Genomic DNA, 25,434 nt, shown 5'->3' on the forward strand with positions numbered 1-25,434 from the left:
TTTTGCGGCGAAGTTACGTTTCTAATATGATAACTAATGACGGAATTTCATAATATTGGATCCGTAACGAATGAATTTACTTTTATATACCGAAAGTAATTTAGGCCACATTCTTAAGATCGACTAATCGACAGGATTACTAGTACTGCTGTATCCGAGTGAATCATCAGTCACTCGGATACAATTGTTTGTTTTTTATTCAAAAATATGAATAATTTAAACATGTAAGTAATAATTGCTTTTTAAATAGTTTTTGCTATTAATTCAGCTTTTAATAAGCCGCCTTTAGTTAGCAGTTTGGCTGAAAATTTTGGGGTTCTTTTAGCTCTAAAAGCATCCAAAATAAGCTTTAATCCCTTGGCTTCTAGCAATGAAATATTTATTTCGGTATCCATTTCAGCTGACTCAATAAAGTCGTCTGAGAAACTTGGAGCTATGATTAATACTTGGGCCACTCTTTTACCTAAATTTTCAGCCCTGTTTACATACGCTTTAACTTGTCTTGATGTTGTGGAGTATTTAGCGAAGTCACCGTTTTTACAGGTTTTAGCCTCTCCAATTATTATATCATCATCACTTAGAGATATTATTATGTCCGCTTTATCTTTAGATGTATTGATTTCTTTTCGAACGTCTTCGTCAATATTCAAATCTAGTAATTCAAAAATGGCTTTAGTTACTTCCTCAAACTTTACACCTATATCCGCTTCTGCTACCTCTGAACCTAGTTCACGAAGTTTATTTACATCGCGTAGCGCTAATAAATCATAATTATCTATAAGTTTATCTGTTGCATTGGCGAAGCATTCGAGAATAGCAAAGCGGGGATTTCCGCGTTTAGGTAGCCCCATACTGTCGCGTACGCTCCTAATCTCTTCATTCGAGAGTAAATACAAAATATCGAAAGGAGTTATACTGAGTGATCTCAGTTTCTCGGTATCTACAAGTTCATTTTCTTCTAATTCAAATTGGGCTTTTATGACAGTATTAATTGTTGGGAAATGTTCTTCTAAAGTTTTTAGTAACTCTTTGAAACCACTAGCACTCAAAGAGTCAAACTCTTTTTCAGTAGCATTTGCTAAAGAAGATATTATAAGCTGAATACGTTCATCTAATGTCGTACCAAGTTTATCTGTATCAACATCGAGATCCGCAATCAATTGCTTAAGCCTTTCTTTTCTCTGATTCTGGTTATCTTCAACTGCATGCATATCAGTTGATAAAAGATCATAAGCATTTATACCTGAATGGATTATTGTATATATCTTTTCAGTTCGATCTATTCCTCTGCTTTTTCGTCCATGTGCTCTTAATACATTGGATAATTCGGCGTCGGAGAACGTTCTCATCAACCTCAATCTATGTTTATCCGGCATGTCTTTACCTTGAATTTCGTTTAATAACTCTACAATTTCATCTGGTACAAATACCTCTTGTCGCTTCTTGCTAATAAATAAAACACCCATATCTCTCAGAATATTTAGAGCATCTAAAACACCATCTTTCGGTATATTGTCCACAAGATGTTCTATCGCAGCACATTCATCAGTTGCTAATCCAAGTTGGGTACCTAAGACATTCAATATACCTCTTTCATCATCTGTTACTTTTGCGTCTCTATTCGATCTATTATCGTTTGTGTATGCTTCTTTCATACAAGCATGGTAAACCGATAAAACTTTTGCCCTAGTATTGATGGATTCACTGGAGTTAGTTTGGATTTCTGCTTGCAGTTCTTTAGCTAATGACTGCAAAATTGACCATTCGTTTTTATAAAGATTTTCGATCCAACTAATTCGTGCGACACAGTTTCCGTCTCGGCTTAGTATATTAACGAGTAAATTAATTTGCGCAGAATTCATCAAAATTTGTTCTTTGATGGCTACCTTATAAAAATCTCTAACTGCAAAGTATAGTTGTGTAATTTCACTTCCTGATGCATTTTTAATTTGACCGTCAATGTTTTCAATTGTCTTAGCGAGTTTCTTATTGCTTTTGGCTGCGTCTTGACAAAGTTTGTCTAGACTAGTTATGAATTTTGATTTTTCTACTTGATTAACTATTGATAAAACTTGATTAAGTTTCATTGACGGTTCCTTATAAATCTAGATATTTCATGACGTTAGCAATGACTATAAATGCTGCACAGTAATGATTCAACAAGTTATATTCTAATTTCAGTTAAAGTTAACAGTTAAAAATATTTATGCGGATATCGATGGCTTTTTTAGACTTGCTAATACGCCTCTATATTTTACGAGTAGAAACTGTCTTTCGAAGATAGCGGTATACTTACTTTTGTAATTTCATCATTGGGTTACTTAATCACTGGAAGATTATGTCTTTATTGTGTAGTCTGTTTTTTAATCAACTCAAAGGACTGATGTTATGCGTAAACTTCATTGCTGCTCGGTTATTTTTTCACTATTTTTCTTTTTAAACGCTTGTACTAGCGACACTCCTAATATTGAGCCACCTGCTGATTCTGAATTGTCGGGATTGGATGGGGCAAGTCAACTCTCTGATGATTGGTTAGGGGCAACCTATGATGCACCGGGAAATTGGACTGAAGACAAAGGCACTGAGTTAATTAAATACACTGCACCTGAAGATGATAGCTTCATGGTAATTACTGTGGTTAAAGGTGCTAACGATGCAGAGCAGGCTGCCTTGCAAGCTTGGCACAAAGTCTCTCCCGACTTTGCCCGCGAAGTGCGTTTTATTAACGACGAGGTGGCTGATAATGGTTGGCAACAGCAAACCTTTATTGAATATGAAAGTGTTATTTCTGAGGAGCGGGCTTTTTTTGCTCTAGTACTGCGTAAAGACAGTGATTGGCATATTGTATTAGTTGATTCTAGTTTGGCGGTATTAGGAAAACGCAGTTCGCAGTTAAGTTCCTTAGCAAACAGTTATACATTGCAAGGCTTTGAGGTTGAAGATGTGTCAGGCAATCTTCCGCATCAATTGGATACCCAAAAAGTCGAGGCGTTGCTGAGTTTCGTCGATGAGTCGGCCAAAAAGTTACAGGTACCAGGCGCTGGCATCGCCATTTATCAAAACGGTAAGGTGGCGTATGAAGGTGGGGTAGGGGTTAAAAATATCCAGACTAATGAACCTGTTGATAAAGACACATTATTTGCCGTGGCCTCAAATACCAAAGGCATGACAACCCTACTGCTGGCTAAGCTAGTTGAAATGGGCAAGCTCGACTGGAATGATAAAGTCACTGATCACTATCCTGAATTTAAATTAGGTAGCCAAGAAACCACAGATAAAGTGCTTATTCGTCATCTAGTCTGTGCTTGCACAGGATTACCTCGTAAAGATATGACTTGGATATTTAACAGCGGACCCAATGCGCCAAGTGTAATGGCCGTTGAAGATTTAGCCAATGTAGAGCCTACCAGTGATTTTGGTGAGTTATACCAATACAATAATCAAATGCCTGCAGTGGCGGGGCTTATTGCCGGTCATATTCTGTATCCCGACATGGAGTTGGGGGCCGCTTACGATAAAGCTATGCAAGAATTTATCTTTGATCCTTTGCAAATGAAGAGTACCACTTTTTCTTTTGAAAAGGCCTTAGCGGGCAATGTTGCCAAACCTTATGCTATCGGTATTGAATTTGAGTCTGTGGAAGTTGAACAAACCGCAACTGAGGGGTTTAATCTAACGCTTGTACCTTATCGTCCCTCAGGGGGCGCGTTTTCCTCTTCTTCCGATATGCTCAAGTACCTCATCAACGAGTTAAGGGTAGGTGTTAGTCCTGACGGAAAACGACTGTTTGCGGAAACTCCCCTATTGGAAAGACGTGTACCTGGCGTGTCTTCTGGTAAAGATGAGTATTATGGCATGGGGCTATCAACACGAAAAATTGCCGGTGTGGAGTTCATCGAACATGGTGGCAGTTTGGCTGGGTATCAATCGCAATTTATTGTGATACCCAGTGCGAATGTAGCAGCGGTTATTTTGACCAACTCTGACGAAGGGTATTATTTGGCCTCTGCATTTCAGCGCAAGTTAATTGAGTTATTGTATGATGCCACGCCCAAAGCGGGTGAACAGGTAGAAGTTGATGTACTTGAACAACAAAAACTACATGCATCCCGTTTTGATGAAATTGATATGCCTGGAGACGCGGCTATTTTAGCCAATTTAGCCAAGCACTATGAGAGTGATACGTTAGGTGATGTATGGATATCTAACGTTGACGGTGAAACTATTTTCAACCCCGGCGTTTGGACGACTGCGTTAACCACTAAAACTAATTCAGATGGTTCAACGTCTGTTGTGGTGTTAAATCCTATCTTGTATGGAATGGAGTTAGTGATTGGCCAAACTGACTCAGGAAAACGTACACTGACACTCATTGATATGCAGCATTCTTATGTGTTTACCGAGGTCACTGCTGAGTAAGCTGTTTTGAATGTAAGCTTGTTAGAAGTTAAGTACTTTTAAAATTAAGCTCTTTTTAAAGTTCACGAAACAAGGTTAACTAGGTCGTCGTTGTACCTAGTTAACTTTGCTATTCTTTGATGTTTATTTCCTCAATTATTCCCTGTTGCACTACAGATCAGCACCCTCCCAACCTCACATTTTAATGTCACTGCGGTTCTATGCCTATGTTAAGAATCTGCGCCCTTATTTGGTGCTGATGGGCTAAGGTGTTCTTTGTGTGGCGAAAATACGAGGTTTTGAATAAGGAGAGTTGCCAGGTTAATTTTGAATTTAGGTTTTCCAATAAATCAATATAATCTTTTAATATCAAATGGTTAGCCATATATTTTGGGTGTTTAGTCATTATTTATGGGTAAAGTTATGCTTAGGGTATGATAATTGCTGACCGGTTGGTCAAGTTTTAAGTGCAATGTAATATGATTTTATGTTGAGCAATGGGATCTTGTAAGGAGAAGTATAAATATGTCATTTTTGAAATACGCTAAGCCAGTTATGTTGAGTTTGTTAGCGGCGAATACAGTCGCCTGTGGTAATACCGAAACGACTAGCAACCAGCCTAAACCAGCTAAAGTTGAGGCCATCAACGAGGTTAACCTTAATGCACAAATCCATGCCATAAAAGCTGTAGTGGTAACCATGTACGAGTCTGGTGAAGCAATGGGAGATGACGCCGGTGAATTGCAACTTTGGTTAGAGCGTGGCAATTTCAATCACAAGCTGGATTTCCCATTAGGCGAATACGATTTATACTTAAATGACGATGGCGTGCTGGTAATTTGTGTTGGTGGTGGTATTCCCAATGCAACCGCGTCGATCATGGCATTGGGGTTGGATCCGCGCTTTGATCTGAGTAAAGCCTATTGGGTGGTTGCGGGTATTGCCGGTGGCGATCCTGAAGATATATCCCTAGGCTCGGCAGCATGGGCGAAGCACGTTGTAGATGGTGATCTGATTTATCAAATTGATGCCCGGGAAATTCCCGCATCTTGGCCATATGGAATTATTCCATTGGGGGCAACACAGCCGGCGGAAGAGCCTGAAGACATCTCAACGGGATGGACGTTAGATACGGTGTCTTTTGAGCTAAACAGTCAATTAGCCGATTGGGCCTTTAGTGAAACAAAATCCCTTAAATTGCCAGATAGTGAAGGGATAAAAGCCTTCAGAGCCTTATACAAAACCATGCCTAATGCGCAAAAGCCGCCTTTTGTGACCCAAGGGGATACCTTAAGTGCAAGTAAATATTGGCACGGGAAACACCTGAACGAATGGGCCAACGATTGGCTGAAGTTATATGGTGGTGATACGGCTAACTTTATGACCAGTAATATGGAAGACTCTGGAACCCTAACATCCTTAATGCGCCTTGCTCGTATTGATAAAATTGATCCGCAGCGAATTATGGTGCTTAGAACCGTGAGTAATTATACCATGGCACCGGCAGACAAACTAAGCAGTTGGAGTGTGACCGCTCCTTATCCAGACGGTGGTTATCCGGCTAAAAATACCGCCTATACTGTTGCCAATACGGTGATTCAAAAAATTGTGAGCAACTGGGATGATTACCAGAGTCAATTACCTTACGAAGTAAAATAGTCCGCCTTAGAATTCGTTTTCTAAACACAAATAGCATTAAGCTAGTTGATATCAATCACTAGCCCCTTTGGAGCCATTACAATGAAATTGGTGTGTTTACTCTCTATCTTTTGTATGAGTGTTGTATCTAGCACATTTGCAGCAACCTTTGATAAAGAGTTCGAATCTTTTAAAAAAACGGCCTCGGCTGAAGACTTATATACCTTTTTATATGCAATGCCCAAAGGGGGCGATTTACATAACCATTCCACAGGTTCAAATCGTTCATCGTGGTGGTTTAACGAGGCCATTAAACAACAGCAAAACGGTTATGTTTATTATACAAAAGTAAAAATAAATAATTGCAAAGCTCACCGTTCAGATAGGCGTTCAAGATCTCCCTATTTAATGTTATTTGTGAATATTCAAGAGTTTGAATATAAAAAGCTAGATAGCTGTGAGCAGTCCGAATACAAACGTCTACAAGATCTTAACTCCCAAGAAAAACAAGCTTGGATGAACAGTATTCGACTCGATAAAGTCAGTGAGGGCCGTGATGAGTTCTTTGAAACCCATTGGAATCGTCTTAATTCCTTGTTGTCTAATCCTTATATGCAAGCCAATTTAATTGTCAAAAATATGCAAGCATTTGGTGCTGAAGGTTTGTCTTATTTAGAAACCGATGCTGGCGTTAAAGGTTATGTTCATGGTGATGGCAGCAGTTTTGAACCTGAAGAGGTGTATCAGATATACCGTAAACGTTTTGCCCAACAAGATGCCATCGACAGCGGTGTTACAGTTCGTTTGCAATACGCGTTATTGCGGTTTTCTTCGCAGGCTTTAAATGGCCTTGAGTGGATGTATAAATTTGTTTCTGAACATCCTGAGCTTTATGTTGCCGTTGACTTGGTTGGCCGTGAAGATAATGATAAAGGCCATCCTCAACGATTTTTATCAACCATGCGAAAGCTAAGGCATCAGTTCCATGGGGTGAACTTATCCATTCATGCCGGAGAAAGTGATGAGCCTAATCAGCACATTCGCGATACGCTTTTATTAGGGGCTACTCGCATCGGCCATGGCTTTAATCTAATTGATGATGCCGATACCTTATTATTGATGCGTTACAATCACTATCTAATCGAAATCAACCTAATCAGCAACTTGTTATTAGAATATGTTGACGATTATTCACAGCATCCTTTTCCTGAGTATTTGCGCTTAGGGGTACCAGTTGCGTTATCAACTGATGACCGAGGTATGTGGGATTCGAATATGACCGATGAGTATTACACTGCGGTCACCAACTTTAATTTGTCTTGGTCGGAGTTGGTAAAAGTCGGTGCAAACTCCCTGACATTTGCTTTTGTGGATGAAGAAACTAAACAGCAGTTACTCGTGGATTATTATCAACGCATCAGTCAATTCGAAAGCGCATTTAAGGCGAAAAAAATGGCTGCGCTAAAAGCGGTTCAGCCGGAAATTTATTCTTATCCCTGTAAGGCGTTTAAGATTTGCGAAATATCCCCTTAAATTAAGCTACAGCTGGATATGACCATGTTTGACATTTGTTGTTTAGAGCTTAAATAGGGTTTTAAACTCTACACTTTGGCGACGTGATACGTTGACTTTTACGCCGTTTTTTAAGGTGAGTTCCAAACTTTCATTTAGCAGAGGGGAAACCTCATTTATTTCAGTCATATTTACTAACTGCTGGCGATTAGCGCGGAAAAATAGGCCGGGCTCCAAACGAGCTTGAATTTTACTTAAGGCTTTGTAGATCATCGGTTTGTTGCCGTTAAAATACAGCCGACTATAATTACCAACAGATTCAATTAAATGCACATCCGCCATCTTAACTAACCAACATTGTTCACCTTCTTTGACAAAAAAGCGGCTATCGGGTGTGAGTAAATCACTTTTACTTTGGGTTTGCGCTGTTGTTCTTAGCTTATCTCTGACCTTTTCAATGGCTTGTTCGAGTCGAGCCGCGGTAACGGGTTTTAGAATATAGTCTAAGGCATTAAAATCGAATGACTTAATTGCGTATTGATCATAGGCGGTGGTGAAAATCACTTGAGGTACAGTATCTAATTCGCTGAGCAAATCGAAGCCGTCTTTTTCTGGCATATTGATATCCAGCAGAATTAAATCTGGATTGGTTTCATCAATGAGATCAAGACCGTCATCAACGTCTTGAGCTTCGCCTACAACCTCAATGTCTTTTACCTGTTCCAATAGATTCCGCAGCTCTAATCGAGCTAAACGGGAATCATCAACTATCACTGCGCGAATCATCACTAGTACTCCATGGCAATAATATGGTCACCACAACCTGGGCATCTTGTTCAGTCATGGTAATATAGGCTTTATCAGCGTACAGCAGGGCTAAACGTTGTTGGATATTGTTTAACCCCATACCTGTACTATCTTGTAAGCTACTTTCGATTTTTCCGGTATTGCGAACTTGCAAAAATAAAGCTTCAGATTGACGTTTGGCCACTAGGGTAAGTTGTCCACCTTGTTTTTTATTGGCAATACCATATTTAATTGCGTTTTCAACTAACAGTTGCAGCATCATTCGGGGTATGAACGTGGCTGGGGTAGCAGCCTCAACGTCAAACTCAGTCTGTAGTCGGCCCTCTAATTGAATTTCCATCAAGGCTAGATAGTCATCTATCATGGTTAACTCGTCGGCCAAGGTGACTAGATGGCTATTGTCGGTGTTGAGGGTGTAACGATACATGTCAGCTAAGTGGCTCAACATATCTCTTGCTTTGTTCGCATCCTCTAAAATCAGCGCACGGATATTATTTATGGTGTTAAACATAAAATGAGGATTTAATTGATTGATTAATGCCTCTAAGCTCACTTGTTTGAGGGTGCTGTCTAAGGCTAATTTCTCCGCCTTCATTTGTTCAAATTTGTGGTAACGCTTAATAGCAAAATACAAAGCCGACCAAATGATCATCACCAAACTCAGGTTGATAATGTTGGAGGTAACTTGCATCACAGTAAATAACGTTGGGGTGTTGTAGAGGGTTTGAGCAAAGGGCTCGAATAAGATAAACACCACTAAGGTAGTAAAAATACCTGCCACTATGCTTGCACAAAAGGCGGTTAAAACTAACATTCCAGGTGGCAATTTAAGTACTTTAGGGCGGTGATAGAAGCGTCTTAATCCGCTAGAAACTAACAATCCCACTATCACTAAGACGCTTGTAGAAATAAATTCTACCCAAGTGCCTCCTTGCAGCATGGCCCGACTGAAAAAGTTGATTGCTCCAAATAGCAACCAACCCAGTAATTGTAAAAATACAAAAGATCGTAACATCATTAAATTCTAGCTTTTATCCATTTAGCCATTAAAACAAGCACTTGAGTATCCATCGTATGCTCGATAGTAGCATACTCGTTGGGTAATCCTGTGTCTGCTTTTTGAAATAAGTGATTTAAATTTGCCAGTGACTTTATCTCAAAATCGGGGTGTTTATTTGCTTTTAAAATACGCTCTAGTCCAGCTAAATTGGCTTTTGCATCCACTTGCAAATCTTTGCTACCGTTAATGGCGAGGATAGGGCTGGTAACCTTATTCAAATAGTGTTGTGGTTGGTAACCAAGAAAAAAGCGCATCCAATCTGAACCCAATTGTTGAGCTTTGGCGCTAGCTGCGGTTTCCCCTAGTCCTTGTTGCAGAAAATAATCACGGATCTCGTTGGTGGCCATGCCATTAACTATTTGTCTGTACAATTGAGTGTCTTGTTGGCGTTCAGTGCGCAGCGCTGCTTCTTTTTTGCCCATTAACTTTTGAATATCATAGGATTGTTGAGTAACTAAGGTCACACCATCCACCCCTAAACCAGCAAGCATAATCACAAAGGCAATGTCTTGATTGTTACTGGCAACCATAGGGGCGATCATGCCACCTTCACTGTGTCCAATTAGGCCAACTTTATCCGCCAGAATGTCTGAGCGAGTGCTTAAGTAAGCAACAGCTGCTTGTACGTCGGTGGCAAAATCTGCGCTGGTGGCAGTGGCAAAATTACCTTCAGATTGCGCGGTTCCGCGATCATCAAAACGTAAAACGGCTAAACCCTGCTTGGTTAAGTGGTCGGCAATCACAGCGAAGGGCTTGTGGTTGAATAAGGTTTCATCACGATCTTGCGGGCCCGAGCCAGAAATGAGAATAACCGCGGCGAATTTTCCGTCTCTTTTGGGTTTCGTCAATGTGCCTGCGAGGGTGATTTTTGCATCGGGATTGCTAAATAACACTTCCTCACTCACATAATTAAATGGGGCCACTGGTGTTTGTGGACGATTAGGGGCTTTTACCGAATCTTGGTTGCGGTTTAGGGTCAGTGGCAATTGAGCACTGCCTTGAGTAAAGGTGCCTATTATGGTGTTTGCATCACTAAAGTTACCAGTAAAGGTCATGCCAATAGCACTGACTTTGAAGCTTACTGCTTGTGCCGTTACCTCAACATCGTTTATGGGAATACCGGTGGCACCTTGGGCTGGACTATCTAAAGTTGCGGTAATTTGCGAATCTTCCTGACTAAAATGCACGATCATCGGCAAACTAGTATTTTGATTAACTTTAAGCTCTCCCTGCCAGCTTCCTACAACATTTGCCAAGGACGCAAATGCAGGCAGTAAACCGATTAAAACTATGACAACAGATTTTAGGTGTTTTGACGTGAACATGTTTGTTTCCTCTCGTTAATTAGTGAGACAAAGCTTAACCACCTAAAAAGCGTAATTGCGGAAAATATGACTAACGGTATATACCGAGGATGATTGGTTTTTTTACTGGTCGAGTCGTTTAGGACAATATGAATATGGAGGTTGATTGGGAAGTTAAGCACATCACAAATCTGCAGCATTTTACCTAACCTTATGCACATTTAATGTGCCTTGAATTAGTAAATCATAAGGAAATTTATAGTGATTTTATATAAAAGATATAAAATTCAATGCCTTATGTTTGTTGGTGTGACTGGTGTAGTTGTTGCATATTTTGTGTTCGTGAATTCAGCTCCTCTATGAGCAAGAAGTTATTTTTTTGACCAACACATTGTTGATATCAACGTTGACTTCAACAAGTCATTGAACTCAATAGGTTTTGTAGTAAATGAACCTTTTAGGCTAGTGCCTAAAGTCAGTGTTCTTAACATCTGCATATTTATTCATTTCAAACTGAATTATTAAAAAACGCGAACAAGTCATGGTAAAAATAACAAGGAAGCGAAATGCAAGATGAGTCGTTAGATAAAAAATCTATCTTATCTATTTTTTCTGAGTATAAGACCTCGCTAACTCGGTTCGCCCGGCGTTACGTAAATAGAGATAGTGATTTAGAAGATATACTGCAAGAAGCTTTCGTGAAGACCTTCGTTGCAGATAAACAGCGCAATATCACTTTTCCTAAGGTTTATTTATTTAAAACAACCAAGAATTTAGCTATTCGTGAAAACACCAAAATGGCAACTCGGTTGACCGACTATATAGAGGATTCTAACGACTCATTACTCTTAAGCAATGAAAATGACGGATTTAAACATTTGTCAGAGCATGAAGAACAGACTTTATTACTTGCTGCCCTAGATTCTTTGCCCGTTCAATGTCAAAGAGTGACAAGGTTAAGGTTGCTTGAAGGTGTTAGAATTAAAGATATTGCGAAACAGCTAAATATCGCAATTAGTACTACTGAAAAGCATTTAGCTAAAGGAATAGAGCGATGCGACGCTTATATATCAAATCATTGTTTTCAAGATAGCAAGCATCAGAATCAAAACATAACTATGTTACATAGTAAAAAGAGTAAATAAGAATGACAGGCGTGGTGGATTTTCCTAAAAATCTAGAAACAATTAAACGCGAAGCCAGTGAATGGATTGCGCGTATGGAAACCGGTGAACTGAGTGAGGATGAACAAGTTGAATTGAAGCATTGGGTTGCAACTAGCCCAGAGCATAAAAAGCAATTACAAAGACTAACTCAACTGTGGGATAGCATGTCTGATATTGGTGAACGTCAGCGCTCAGCGTCCTCTGCATCCAAGGCTTCAAAAGCCGGAGGTTTGGGGCTGAATTTTAATATCTTCAGCTATAAAACCTTAAGCTATTTTGTGTTGATACTGGTGTTGCCAGTGCTAGTGTATTTTCATAATTTATCTGAATTTAGGTCACTAAATGGACAATATGCAACCAAAATTGGCCAGCAAAAAATCATAACTCTAACTGATGGTTCAGAAATTTTACTCAACACCAATAGTATCGTTGAGGTTTTATATAGCCGTGATCAGCGCAATATTCATCTGCTTCAAGGTGAGGCTAATTTTAAAGTTGCAGCCGACAAAAGTAAGCCTTTCACCGTCAAAGCAGGGCTAGGAGATGTGATGGCTTTGGGCACCAGCTTTTCGGTGCGTTTAGATGGTAACAAAGTCAAGGTATTGGTCTCCCATGGCACTGTAAGAATAAGAGCGCAAGATAATGAAGGCCATTTACCCTCAGCAATCAAAAAACCGTTAACTCGAAACAACGAGGTTATCGCGACTGCGGGAAATAATGTTGTTTTTGATGAAGCAGAAGTAGAGTCAGTGGTACAAGAAAATAACGAGAGTTTATCTAACCAACTTTCATGGAAAAAAGGGTTTCTTGCATTTGACAATGAGCCCTTATCAGCAGTAGTTGAAGAAGTTTCTCGTTATACCAGTAAAAAAATTATTATCCTTGATGACGATATCCAACAATTAAAAGTAGGGGGCTATTATCCCATTAGTAATTTGGAAAGTGTCTTTAGTTCTTTGGAATTAAATCTTGGGTTAGTGATAAAAAGAGTGGATGACGAATATTATTATATTACTCATCCCCACAGTTAAACTTCCATTTTATTTTATGTTCCTTAATTTATTTTAATTAATTTAAAAATAGATAGAGGGTTTTTTTTATTTATTTCTCTGTATAGGTAAGGTCACAAGCAGGCAATCCATTATTGATGCATGATGTGTCGATATGATTGCTCTGTCTGACCTTAAGCGGAAAACCTTGATTCGACAGAACGTTTTAATTGTTATTTTCACGCTTTTGGCTGTGAACCCAGTTATTGCTACATATGGCAAGAGCTTGGGTTCGGAAGCTGTAGTCAAAGTGAATTTCAACATAAAAAAACAACCTGCCGGTGATGGACTAAGGAGGTTTGCGCAAGCAACCAACTTAGCTTTGATTTTCCCACAAGCACTTGTAACGCCAATTACAACTAATAAGTTACAGGGTTATTTTACAGTTGCAGACGGTCTTAAAGCATTACTTGCGAACACAGGCCTAAAAGGAACTGTACATTCAAATTCAACAATTATTGTTGACGCAAGTGATGACGACTTGAATGCTGCTACCCGCGATCAGAGAGCAGAGAAAATGAATAAAAATAAAGTAGAACAACAAGTCAAAGCAATTGCTTCTGGTGTGATTGCATCAATCATGACGATGACGTCAGTTTATGCCCAAGAAAATGAACAACTCACTGAAACAAGTGATGCAGAAGGTGAATTGGAAAGTGTAGTGGTGACTGGGGTAAGAGGAAACCCAAGAACTATTATAGAAAGTCCAATACCCATTGACGTTTTCTCAAGTGAACAGCTAGAACAGCAAGGTCAAACTGGATTATTCGAATCTTTACGTTATTTAGTTCCTTCCCTGAACCTTCCACAACGTTCTGGTGGTGGTACCGGTACCTTTATCGCCTCAGCCGGTTTACGAGGGTTAAACCCTGATCAAACCCTAGTATTAGTAAATGGAAAACGCCGTCACAAAACCGCACTTATTAATACCAGTACAGGGTTATTTAGTGGCTCTGCTGGCGTTGATATTAACTTAATTCCATCCTCTGCCATTGAACGCATCGAAGTTTTACGTGATGGTGCGTCAGCTCAATATGGCTCCGATGCCATAGCTGGTGTGGTGAATATTATTCTTAAAGATGACGCTGAAGGCGGCAAAGTCGTGGTCAGCACCGGTGAAAACTTTGATCGCGGAGATGGCGAATTTTATAGCGTTGGCATAAATAACGGTTTTGAATTTTCTGAAGATGGGTTTATTAACTTGTCCTACGATTTTAAGGAAACCAAAATTTCCAACCGCGCAAGAACCGTTGCCTTGCCCGAAGATGGTGGCTTAAACTTATTTTTACCTCTAGAAGATGGTAGCTGGGACCCAAGAGAAGCCTCAGTAGATCGTCAAGTGACCAAAAATTTCGGTAATTTCCCCCAACAAACTAGTGTTTTTGGTTTAAATGCTGGGGTTAGTGCTGGAGATCTAGAGTTATACACCTTTGCAACCTATGCTAATCGCAGTTCTGATTTAACCTTTACCTATCGAACTTCATATGATTCGCGGAATATCGTTGAAATATTTCCCCGTGGATTCCGTCCTGAAGAACAAATTAAAGAAGATGATATTGAGGTGGTTACTGGGGTAAAAGGAACTCATTTTGATTTTGATTGGGACTTTTCAGTAAGTTACGGCAGTAATGACACTAAGTGGTACAACACCAGTGGATTGAACTCCAGTCTTGGTGCGGCAAGTCCTACCTCATTCTTTCTGGGTGAAATGAATGCAGATGAAATGGTTGCCCAATTAGATGCTACTCGTTCTGTCTCTCTTGAAGACAGTGATTTACAAGTGTCATTTGGTATGCAGTATCGAAAAGAGTCTTTTGAGATAGTCAAAGGCGAGCCTCTTAGTTACGCTGATGGCAATAATGGTTTGTCACCTGGTGCTCAAGGTTTTCCTGGCTTCGAACCTGAAGCTGAAAACGATGTATCTCGCAATAATATAAACGCATATATTGATTTGGCATGGGATGTTTCCGATAAATTATTTTTGGCCGGTGCACTGCGTTATGAGGATTTTAATGACTCCGCTGGTGAAGAGGTTTTAGGTAAGTTGAATGCACGCTATGAACTTAGTGATTCGGTTGCCTTAAGATCATCTTTTAGTACAGGTTTCAGAGCGCCCAGTATTCAACAGTTGGGTTTCCGCGGAAGTCGAGGACAATTCACCGATTTAGATAACGACGGTGTGGCTGAAACTATCGTGTTACGCCAAACCTTACCGCCAACGGATCTGGCTGCATCTGCTTTAGGAGCTAAACCTTTAACTCCAGAAACATCAGTGAACTTTAGTGCTGGTATTAGCTTTACACCCATGAAAAATATGTCATTGACTGTTGATGTTTATCAAATTGACGTGGATGACCGTATTGCTCAGTCATCTCAATTTAACCGTGGTGATACCCGGCTATCTATTACTGGCGGAACAATAGGGGATGAGATTTCTGCTCTTCTTGATGCTGCTGGTTTTGATGAGTCTTTAGGAGCGGTTAACTACTTTACCAATGCCATAGATACTCGCAGCAAAGGAGTTGATTTAGTAGCCACTTGGTCGCCAGAGGTGAGTTACGGTAGCTTAACCTTAAGTGCGGCTTATAATTACAACAAAGTTGAAATTGAGAATGTAGATGCCAATCCAGAGGAATTGTCAGGATTAGTCCTTGCCGATGGTTCAGAGGTAGAGCAATTTGATCGCACTCGTTTAGGTACTTATACGGACGCCGTGCCTGATTCTAAAGCGACATTTTCAGCCAATTATCGTGTTGACGGTTGGGTGATGAATGCCCGTGCAACTCGCTTTGGTGAGTGGACAGTGGTGCGCAGTTCTGAGTCTTTGGATACGACCAATGAAGCAAAATGGATTGTTAATTTGGAAGCTGGGTATCAATTTGAAAGTGGCTTAGAGTTTTTCGCTGGTGCCAACAATATATTCAATACCTATCCTGAAGAGCGCACAGTCAATTCACTAGGGACGGGGTTCTATGATACCTATTCGCCATACGGTTTCACCGGTGGTAGTTGGTACGTTCGCACATCTTACGCTTGGTAGTGTTTTAGTCTGTTAACGGGTGAGATCAGAGGTTTGATCTCTCCTTATTTGTATTTTGAACACTTAGTCAAAGTTAGGAACAACGTAATGAAAAAATCTTCATACTTTAAAGTTACAGCACTAAGCGCGTTATGTGCATTAGTTACGACAAATTCTTTCGCAGCAACAACTCAGTTTACTTCTATTCAAACAGACACGTTTAATACTGCAGGTTCGGTCTCCAATGCATGGGGCGATTATGACAAAGATGGTGATCTTGATTTCCTCGTCTCGATAAAAGGCGGAGAAGTTCGCCTGTATCGAAATGATGATGGTCATTTTGTTAGTGTCGGCAAGGAAATGGGATTACCTACAAAAGGGGATCAAATACGAGGGGTCTCTTGGGGTGATTACGATAATGATGGTGACCTAGATATTTTAGGGGGCTCTAATGAAATGCCGATTCCTAGTCGTACTTATGTTTTTCGAAATGATGGTGCTGTGTTCAAAGAAGTGGCTGAATCTATTGGTTTAGCCATTCCAGGGCGCATCAGTCGACAATCAAATTGGATAGATTATGACAATGACGGTGACTCAGATTTATATGCTGCCAACCGAACGGGTGCCAATCGCTTGTTAAAAAACGAGAACGGAATTTTTAAGCCCTTAAGTTATGCATCAGGGGTTTATGATTCGAGACGTACGGTTGGAGCCTGCTGGTTTGATATTGATAATGACGGTGATTTAGACTTTTTCTTAGCCAATCAATCTGGCGATAGCGACACTGTTGCTAGAAATGACATTGATAAGTTTGTGGATATCGCTCCTGAATTAGGCATGGATGAGACACAGCGCCTGTATGCTGAAGGTGGAGTAGGCTGTGCTACAGGTGATTACAACAATGACGGCTTTATCGATTTGTACGTCACTACTTACGGTGCCAACCTGTTATATAAAAATAATGGCGATGGCAGCTTTAGCGAAGTAGGTAAAGCCATGGGCGTGGTGGATCCTGACCATGCTGTAGCCGCTGCCTGGGGGGATTACAACAACGATGGTTATCTGGATTTAATCGCCGTGGGTTATCATAAAGTCAATGGGCAATCAGAACCCTACGGTAAGCTTTATCGCAATACCGGAACTAAGTTTGAGGTGGATGAGCGCTATCCGGAATTAACTGCAGCCGGTGATCATGGTGTTGAATGGATTGATTTTGATGACGATGGCGACTTAGATTTGTCGGTTACCGATGGCTACGGAAAAGTCGGTGGACACTTTGTTTTTCGAAATGAAATGAAGCCGGCAGACCGTGCTAAAAGCTTATCGGTGCTTGTGCTCGATAGCGAAGGCAATTATACCCAGCAAGGCGCAGTGGTTAAGTTTTATGACGCAAAAGGCAAGATATTAGGTTCAAGGATTGTATCAACCGGAGGCGGGTATAATGCACAAAGCGCCAGACCTGTGTATTTTTCGTTACCGAAATTACAACCTATCACCGTTGAGGTGAACTTTATGGGCAATGAAAAGTTAACGGTGGATGTAAAAGATATTACCACCTTAGCCAATAAACCCTTATTAGTTCATAGACCTGCTAAATAAATCTAAGTAAATTGTATGGGCTCTGAACCGACGATAGCTAAAACTCGCTTATTATCGGTTTTCAGAGTCCATATTTATTCAGTGTTACCATCAGATTTCCCACCTAAAACAACTAGCTTCCATTTAGTGTTTTCTCTTTAGCTCTAATCGAGTCATCTTACCCTTTCAGTTCGTCATAAAAAACACAGTTATGCTGATTTAAACGCGCCAGAGCCTATCTTTGTTATTGGTTGGGCGTTCTAGGGTAACCTACTCTTATCGTCCCTAAAAGGGGACTGGCTGGGGTAGTTTAAGGCAATAACAAAACGCCCGTTATGTTGAATTTAGGTTCAGCATAACGGGCGCTTTGGATGCAGAGTTACCTGTTTAAGGAATAATGGGTAACACTATTTTAGATGGATAGTCTTTACTCATATGTAGTGTCTGATTGGCCACCTGCATTTCTGAGGTTTTAGCGAATTCAGCACCGGTGTTTAAGTTTCTGGCAAGTCGTGGGTAGTTACTGCTGGTGATATCAACCCTAATACGATCGCCTGGAGACAATTTGTAGCTTGTGGCCCACATGTCGATTTCGTATTTATACACTTTACCTGGTTCAATTAACTTGGGTTCTTCAAAGCCTTCTCTATAGCGGGCTCGAATTACACCATCAACCAAGTTGAATGCGGTACCGTCAGGTTTAACCACTATTAATTTGGCCATAAAGTCGGTGTCAGGAGCACTACTTGAAGCATAAATTTCAGCGCTAATCGGGCCGGTGAATTCCGTGGCTTCAGTAAAGGGTTCTGTGACAAATCGCAAAATATCTTTACGGTCATCAAGAGGCTTTTGATCGTAAGGGCCTCTTAATTTAGGCATCATGATGTTGCCACCAAGGGTAGGCACGGGATCCGCTGGATCGTAATCGTATTTCAAGGTGCCTGTCTTTTTCGCCGGTGATTTTTCTGAAAGGGTTTTATTGTCGTGGAAATAAAACGGACGATAATCGGTTCTTGCCAATGGCCACTCTTGCTCGTCACGCCAAACGTTTTCGCCCATGATAAAGATACGCACTGGTGCTTCATCTGCTTTTAGACCTGTAGGTTTAGTTGAGCCTTTCATCCAGTAATCAAACCAGTCTAGCAACATCGCTGGAGCGTCAATCAGAGCGTTTTCACCAAAATCTATATCTCCTAGCTTGGAGGATTGATTCCAACCATGGGGCCAAGGACCTATTACTAAGCGTTGACCTTTTCTAGAGGTGCTTGATGCAGACTGTTCAGCCATGGTGGAATAACTGCCAATAGTGCTGCGTAAGAATACATCAAACCAGCCGCCAATATTAATGGCTGGCACATCCATTTCGGTTGCTCTGTCTTCTAAGTTTAATGGCTTCCAATAATCGTCGTAGGAAGGGTGGGCGATCCAATCCTGAAAATGTTGCACATTAAAGCCCACACTTTGGGCTAAGGTTTCTATGGGTAAGTGATTGATCCCGCTAACCCAATCAACCGGAAACGACATATTGGTTCTGCTACCAACTAAACCAATTCCCCAACTAGCTCTGGATAACAGCGAAAACGCACCGCCTGGATAAGCTACGTCACGATAGTAGTTACCAGGGCTCACTGCTGGTGCTATGGCAACCAATGCTGGGTTTTTATTTATCGCAGCTAACCACTGAACTGAAGCTAAATAAGAAGAGCCAAACATTCCCACTTTACCGTCAGACCATGACTGTTCAGCAATCCAGCTTAGGGTGTCATCCCCATCGTTTATTTCTTGAAAATAGGGATACCACTTTCCTTCGGAGTCATAACGGCCACGAACAGACTGGAATACCAAGGCATAACCATTGAAGGTGGCAAACTTTGCGTACTTTTGGCGGCCAGCAGCAGAGCCATTGGTGTACATATCGCGAATTAACAATGTTGGATATTTTCCTGTTTTGTCAGGTAAATAAATATCCGTTGCTAGCTTCACACCGTCACGCATCGCCACAGGCACGTGATACATCTTTTTAACTGTTTCTGGGAAGCCCTCATTAAACTCTTTGAAGCTTTGAGCTTGGGTTAGCGAAGTGCCAGCTAACGCCAAAAAAGCGCCAAACATTAAGTCACGAAATTTCATAAAATCCTCACAAGTTATAGTTTTTATCGGGAGTCTCTTAGTTACAGAGCAATAACCCACACTTTTCCGCTACTTTTTTATCTAAATTCATACATTTATTTTTATAGTGTCTTACCTCTGCTTTAAAAATGAACAATTTGTGGGGGCGAAAGTACCATTAAACTTATCGATACTCAGGCATGAAAGCTTATTTTATCAATCATTGAATTTGCCAAATTGTGGTGATGTGGCAATATGTCGATATTGAATAGGGTGGTGAATCTATCTTGAAGTTCGCGAACCACTATTCAATTTGATTCAATCTATAGATCCATTTCTCAGTATTTTGCCCAAATGCGCTCTAAGCCCCATGCGCAATGCTGTTGTGAGCCTATTAGAGCAACCGTATTAAACTGAGTATTGCTGTGATTTTTAGTCACAATTTATTGACGATGACAGTGGAAATTCTATTAGTGATTAACCGTGCTCTTTTATTCTTGCATGAATTGATAAAGAAAATAAATTGAAGAACAAAAATATCCCTATAAAAAATATAACAAACGGATGAACTAAATGAAAAAATCTCATGCTGAGATTGCGTCTATGTCAAATGTGTCCCGTGCGTTTTGGGAAAACAGAGAGTTTTTAAAAAACTTTTTAAAACGCTTTTTGTATAAGGCAGAGGACATTGAAGATGTAGCGCAAGAGGCTTACATGAAAGCTTACCATGCGGAACAAAAAAACGGTGTTGAAAGGCCCCAAGCTTATTTGTTTAAAGTGGCTAAAAACATCGCCCTCAACGAATTAAATCGAAAGTCGCGGCAGATGACCGACTATATCGAAGATCGCATCGCGTCTATTCCAGTCGACGGCAATGATTCTGTGGAAGATGAACTTGAAGCACAGCAATCGGTCAAACTTTACTATGAGGCGGTTGCCAGTTTACCTAAGAAGTGTCGCCAAGTATTTTTGTTGAGAAAGGTGAATGGTATGAGTCAGCAAGAGATTGCGGATCATCTCGAGATCTCTATTAGTACAGTTGAAAAACACCTCCGAAATGGTACTAAGCGAAGTCGAGCTTATATTCAAAATTGTCATCAAAGTGGTGCCAATGGTGAGCAACGATTAGCTCAAAAAAAATCCCAGGGTAGGTTATAGCATGAGTAACAAAATGGATTTACCAGTAAACGAAACAATCGAAGATGAAGCTATCGCTTGGTTGATTAGGCTTGATGGCGATAAACCACTAAGTCAGGCCGAAGAACACGATTTTGAAGCCTGGTTGGCGCGAAGCCCTGCACATCGAGAGGCTCTTAAGAACCTAAATGTGTTTTGGAGTCATTGCAATGTACTGGGCCAGTTGGCTGAACCACTGAGCGTAATGGCTATATGCAAAAACAAAATTAAAACGTTTTGTCGGTCATTTTGGGGTTATGGGGTTGCAGCTACAGCGGCGATATTGTTAGTTGTTATTGGATTCACCGGCATTTTTAGCGGCGAAGACTTCACTCGTTCCAATGGCTTATATGTCACTGTTGTCGGGCAGCAAAAAACCATTACTTTAGCTGATGGCTCTAAGGCTCAATTAAATACAAACAGTGAAATTCAAGTGGATTACGGTGATGATTTTCGGAATATTCGCTTACTGCGCGGTGAAGCGCATTTCGAAGTGGCCAAAAACCCTAACAAACCTTTTAGAGTGTATGCCGATAGTGGGCGTGTTGAAGCCATAGGTACTGCGTTTAATGTTTATCTCAACCAAGGTAATCTCGATTTATTGGTGACAGAAGGTAGTGTCGCCCTTGCTTCTACCTTGCCGTTATCAAGCAGTAATGACGATGCTAGTTCAAATCAAAGTCAAATGGCTGATAACGCTAATCAACAATCACAAACGGCAACATCCTCTACTGTGGCGAACGTTGAAGACGATTACAGCGACGGAAAGGTGAATACCTTGGGCATTGTTAAAGCTGGTCAAAGTGTCATTTTGAAAAAAGTCGCAACCAACTTACCCGCAACAACAGCTCAGCAGACTGACAGCAGTGCTTACGTTGAACTATTGCCAACTGAAGCTCTAGGGCGGGAAAAAGAAATTAAACGTATGGCCTGGCGCAAAGGCTTATTAATCTTCTCTGGTGAAACCTTGGCCGAGGCAGTGGAAGAAATAAATCGCTATATCCCCGTTACCATAGAAGTATTGGATCCTGAATTACGCGGTATTGAAATTGGAGGCCAAATTCAGGTGGGTGATACCAACTCAATGTTTAACGCCTTAGAAGCCAATTTTGGGTTAAGAGTCAGGCATTTAAACTATAACCAAGTGCAACTTGTCTCTGCTGTAGAAGAAAGCTGATGAAAGGAGTTAATTTATTTTTATTTTTCTAAAAATAAAATGTCCGGTTTTAACTCAGTCTCTTGTCTTCATTTTTGAGAGGCACTGAAATGCCCATTATCAGAGCTGTGGTGATCAATTTTTTGGGAGGATTGGGGCTTCTTATACTTTCGAGTTGGCCAGCTGTTTGTGCCAGCATGGAAGTAGATAAGCAATCTCACAATATTAATGTGCCTGTGATGAATGTAGCGGATGCTTTGAATGAGCTCGCATTTCAAACAGATGCTATTTTATTGTTCTCCTATAAAGATGCAAAAGTTCGACAATCCAACGCGGTTGTCGGAGATTATACGCTGCAACAAGCGATCACTTTACTGCTAAAAGATTCTGGGCTCATCAGCAGCCTCACTGAAGACGGCGCAATTAAAATTTCGTTGTCACAAAATCAAAAAGAACAAAACAGTGAGAGGGTAGCGGAAGTGAAAAACCAGAAAAAAAGTATGCAGCGACGTGCCGTGTCTAGTGCGTTACTGGCTATTTTTAGCGCAAGTGCAACGGCTCAAAGTGCAGCAGATAGCGACACTCAGGCAACTTCAGTTGAAGAGATTGTGATAACCGGCTCTCGTATTAAGAGCACTAACCTAGTTTCAACCAGTCCAGTCACCGTGATGGGTGCTGAAGAAGTGTTAAACCGCGGTATCACTAGAGTAGAAGACCTACTGAATACCTTGCCACAGGCATTGTCTGCACAAAGCTCTTCATCTGGTATTGGTACAGGCACAGCAACGGTCAATTTACGTGGATTAGGGGCCGATCGCACCTTAGTTTTGGTTGATGGCAAGCGTTTACCCTATGGTTCGCCTACTTCAGTGGCAGCTGATCTGAACCAAATTCCTACCCAACTTATCAATCGCGTGGAAGTGTTAACCGGTGGTGCTTCAGCAGTATATGGTGCTGATGCAATTGCGGGGGTTGTTAACTTCGTGATGAAGCGTGACTTTGAAGGTTTAGAATTTAATCTTCAAGGCAGCAGCTTTTATGCTGAAAATAACAACCAGGCCATGGGCGATCTTTTAGAAAGTTACGGACAACCTAATCCAGGTTCCATAATGGATGGTGAAAGTATCGACTTCAATGTGATTGCCGGTGGCAACTTAGACAATGGTAAAGGCAACATTACTGCTTATGCTGGCTACTCCAAAGACAAAGCCGTGCGTTGGGAAGACCGAGACATTTCTTCTTGTCCTTTAGGTTTGGCCAATAACGGTACCGAATTTAGTTGCACTGGATCCGGTGCACAACCTGAAAATACACGATTTAGCCGCACCGGAGAAGGAGCGTTCGATTTAGCCGTTGATGCCGATAGTGGTTTACTGCGCAACTATTCTTCTGACAGCGACGCATACAATTTTATCGGCGGTAACTATCTGCAGCGTCCTCGCGAACGTATTACCTTAGGTGCGTTTGCAAATTACGATATCTCTGACGATACCTATTGGTTTATGGATTATTCTTTTAGCCGCAATAATACCACTGCGCAGATTGCACCAGGTGGATTGTCGTTAGGTAGAAGCACATCCATTAACTGTGATAACCCGCTATTGAGTGATAATCAGTCGTCTGTATTTTGTGAGCCTAGCGTTACTTATCTGGATGATGATGGTGTACTTAGAGCGCCGTTGTTGATGGCCAGACGGAATATCGAAGGTGGTTCTAGAGCCACTGAATCTACTTTGGTGACCAATCGAGTGGTGATGGGCCTACGTGGTGAAATCTTTGAAGATTTTAACTATGAAATTTTTGGTCAATATTCCCATGTTGATTACACTGAAACCCTAACAAATGATGTGTTAACCGAACGGGTTGACCTAGCGCTTGATGTGGTTACAGATCCATCTACTGGCGAAGCAGTGTGCCGCTCGTTTTTAACTGGCGAAGAACCAGACTGTTTGCCATGGAATATTTTTCAACCGGGCGCTGTTGATCCCGCGTCTACTGCGTTCTTAACCGCACCGAGCATTCGCACAGGATCCACTAAACAACAGATCTTAGGTGGTAGCATTTCTGGTGATCTCGAAAACTACGGTTTTGTCAGTCCTTTTGCGCAGACAGCCATGCAAGTTGTGTTTGGATTTGAGTATCGTAAAGATAGTTTGCAGTTAACTCCAGATACAAGTAGCAGTACAACGGTAGTTAGAGAGCCGGTAGCAGGGGATATCTCAGTATCGGAACTCTTTACCGAGATCCAATTGCCATTGGTGCAAAATAAAACCGGTATTAAAGAGCTAACTTTAAGTGGCGCATTCCGCTATTCAGATTACGATACCACTGGCGCACAAAATACCTATTCGAGCGGGTTAACTTGGGTGCCTACAGAGGATGTACTTGTTCGCGCACAATTCCAACGTGCTACGCGTTCACCAAATCCAATTGAGCTATTTAGTTCACAAGCCAATGGGCGTTTCTCCCTTTCTGCAGGTTCAAATGGTCTTTCCGATCCTTGTGCCGGTGATTTCGATCCATCAACGGATGCTCCAGAGCCTTCAAGAAGCTTGGAAGAATGTATGCTTACTGGTGTAACTAGCGCAACCTATGGGCAGATTTTAGACAGTTCAACTGGTGAATATCCAACGTTGACTGGCGGTAACCCAGACCTTGAGCCTGAGGAGTCGGATACGGTAACCGTAGGTATTGTTATCACTCCACAGGCATTACCTAACTTAAATATCAGTATTGATTATTTCTCAATAGATGTTGATGGTTTTGTTGGTACTGTGCCCCCAGAGCTGGCGTTGAATAATTGTATGGATAGCGGTGACGAATTCTTTTGTGGCTTGGTGAACCGAGATGAAGCGGGCACCCTTTGGTTGACTGATAACGTGAGCTATATTCAAGCGACTAATATCAATACCGGGAGTTTATCGACTTCAGGATTTGATATCGCGGTAGGTTACTCTTTCGATATTGGCAGTTATGGCTCTTTACAACTTAATTATTTAGCGACCTTGTTAAGTGATTTTGAAGAGCAATCGTTACCGGATGAAGAGGCATTTGATTGCGCTGGTTTCTATGGCAGTTCATGCGGTACACCTAGACCTGAGTATCGCCACTGGGCTTCAGCAGCATGGCAAGTCAATGATGACTTTAGTACCACACTAACTTGGCGTCATATTGGTAGTGTTGATCAATATGGAACTAGTACTAGCCCAATTATTGACGAGTTAGAGTCAACTTATTACATAGATTTGTCGGCAAACTATTATGTTAACGATGATGTGCAAGTAAGAGCCGGTATCAATAATATCCTAGATCAAGATCCTCCATTAACATCTATCGCAGGATATGGTGGTGGTGAAACTTCTGGTCGAGGTAATACTTATCCGCAAATATATGATGCGCAAGGAAGATTTGTTTTTGCAGGTTTAACTGTCGCATTCTAAGTAGATGCTTGCGTGGTGTTAA

15 protein-coding genes are annotated in these 25,434 nt (G+C 41.1%); 10 read left to right on the plus strand and 5 right to left on the minus strand.

The genetic code is table 11. The features are described from left to right. Nucleotides 1-242 precede the first annotated feature (242 nt). Nucleotides 243-2,087: a hypothetical protein gene (locus tag ABJV04_RS18070; protein WP_348493004.1), complete on the minus strand. Its 1,845-nt coding sequence runs from the start codon at nucleotides 2,085-2,087 to the stop codon at nucleotides 243-245. Nucleotides 2,088-2,388: 301 nt separating this feature from the next. Between ABJV04_RS18070 and ABJV04_RS18075 the strand changes: the two genes are divergently transcribed. The 3 genes from ABJV04_RS18075 (at nucleotide 2,389) to ABJV04_RS18085 (ending at nucleotide 7,569) form a co-directional block, all read left to right on the plus strand. Continuing rightward, nucleotides 2,389-4,419, plus strand: coding sequence for a serine hydrolase domain-containing protein (locus tag ABJV04_RS18075; RefSeq protein WP_348493005.1), 2,031 nt, complete (start codon nucleotides 2,389-2,391; stop codon nucleotides 4,417-4,419). Between the two features lie 504 nt (nucleotides 4,420-4,923). Further along, entirely contained in the window at nucleotides 4,924-6,057 is a 1,134-nt protein-coding gene (locus tag ABJV04_RS18080) for a purine nucleoside permease (RefSeq protein WP_348493006.1), read from the plus strand. An 81-nt stretch (nucleotides 6,058-6,138) separates the two neighbouring features. Next, nucleotides 6,139-7,569: an adenosine deaminase gene (locus tag ABJV04_RS18085; protein WP_348493007.1), complete on the plus strand. Its 1,431-nt coding sequence runs from the start codon at nucleotides 6,139-6,141 to the stop codon at nucleotides 7,567-7,569. Nucleotides 7,570-7,611: 42 nt separating this feature from the next. Here the strand turns inward: ABJV04_RS18085 and ABJV04_RS18090 are convergent, their stop codons facing one another. The 3 genes from ABJV04_RS18090 to ABJV04_RS18100 are packed head-to-tail and all read right to left on the minus strand — an operon-like array spanning nucleotide 7,612 to nucleotide 10,740. Next, nucleotides 7,612-8,334, minus strand: a complete 723-nt coding sequence (locus tag ABJV04_RS18090) for a response regulator (RefSeq protein WP_348493056.1) — start codon at nucleotides 8,332-8,334, stop codon at nucleotides 7,612-7,614. After that, on the minus strand, nucleotides 8,312-9,373 hold the full coding sequence (locus ABJV04_RS18095) for a histidine kinase (RefSeq protein ID WP_348493008.1): 1,062 nt from the start codon (nucleotides 9,371-9,373) through the stop codon (nucleotides 8,312-8,314). Before ABJV04_RS18095 ends, ABJV04_RS18090 begins: the two co-directional genes overlap by 23 nt. Beyond that, entirely contained in the window at nucleotides 9,373-10,740 is a 1,368-nt protein-coding gene (locus tag ABJV04_RS18100; protein WP_348493009.1) for an alpha/beta fold hydrolase, read from the minus strand. The genes ABJV04_RS18095 and ABJV04_RS18100 overlap by 1 nt, the downstream gene beginning before the upstream one ends. A 545-nt stretch (nucleotides 10,741-11,285) precedes the next feature. On the opposite strand from ABJV04_RS18100, the gene ABJV04_RS18105 reads away from it, so the two are divergent. The 4 genes from ABJV04_RS18105 (at nucleotide 11,286) to ABJV04_RS18120 (ending at nucleotide 17,552) form a co-directional block, all read left to right on the plus strand. After that, nucleotides 11,286-11,864, plus strand: a complete 579-nt coding sequence (locus ABJV04_RS18105; RefSeq protein WP_348493010.1) for an RNA polymerase sigma factor — start codon at nucleotides 11,286-11,288, stop codon at nucleotides 11,862-11,864. A gap of 2 nt (nucleotides 11,865-11,866) precedes the next feature. Further along, a complete protein-coding gene (locus ABJV04_RS18110; protein ID WP_348493011.1) occupies nucleotides 11,867-12,916 on the plus strand; it encodes a FecR domain-containing protein in 1,050 nt (349 codons plus the stop codon). Between the two features lie 133 nt (nucleotides 12,917-13,049). After that, nucleotides 13,050-15,974, plus strand: a complete 2,925-nt coding sequence (locus ABJV04_RS18115; protein WP_348493012.1) for a TonB-dependent receptor — start codon at nucleotides 13,050-13,052, stop codon at nucleotides 15,972-15,974. 87 nt (nucleotides 15,975-16,061) lie between these two features. Then, nucleotides 16,062-17,552 carry a VCBS repeat-containing protein gene (locus ABJV04_RS18120; RefSeq protein ID WP_348493013.1) on the plus strand — a complete coding sequence of 497 codons (1,491 nt, stop codon included), beginning with the start codon at nucleotides 16,062-16,064 and terminating at the stop codon, nucleotides 17,550-17,552. A 366-nt stretch (nucleotides 17,553-17,918) separates the two neighbouring features. Here the strand turns inward: ABJV04_RS18120 and ABJV04_RS18125 are convergent, their stop codons facing one another. After that, nucleotides 17,919-19,661, minus strand: coding sequence for a CocE/NonD family hydrolase (locus tag ABJV04_RS18125; protein ID WP_348493014.1), 1,743 nt, complete (start codon nucleotides 19,659-19,661; stop codon nucleotides 17,919-17,921). A gap of 552 nt (nucleotides 19,662-20,213) precedes the next feature. On the opposite strand from ABJV04_RS18125, the gene ABJV04_RS18130 reads away from it, so the two are divergent. From ABJV04_RS18130 to ABJV04_RS18140, 3 genes are all read left to right on the plus strand, one after another. Continuing rightward, entirely contained in the window at nucleotides 20,214-20,798 is a 585-nt protein-coding gene (locus ABJV04_RS18130; protein WP_348493015.1) for an RNA polymerase sigma factor, read from the plus strand. 1 nt (nucleotide 20,799) lies between these two features. Continuing rightward, on the plus strand, nucleotides 20,800-21,993 hold the full coding sequence (locus ABJV04_RS18135) for a FecR domain-containing protein (protein ID WP_348493016.1): 1,194 nt from the start codon (nucleotides 20,800-20,802) through the stop codon (nucleotides 21,991-21,993). 89 nt (nucleotides 21,994-22,082) lie between these two features. Further along, entirely contained in the window at nucleotides 22,083-25,412 is a 3,330-nt protein-coding gene (locus ABJV04_RS18140) for a TonB-dependent receptor (RefSeq protein WP_348493017.1), read from the plus strand. Nucleotides 25,413-25,434 lie beyond the last annotated feature (22 nt).

The organism is Aliiglaciecola sp., from assembly GCF_039982535.1.
Taxonomy (GTDB): domain Bacteria; phylum Pseudomonadota; class Gammaproteobacteria; order Enterobacterales; family Alteromonadaceae; genus Aliiglaciecola.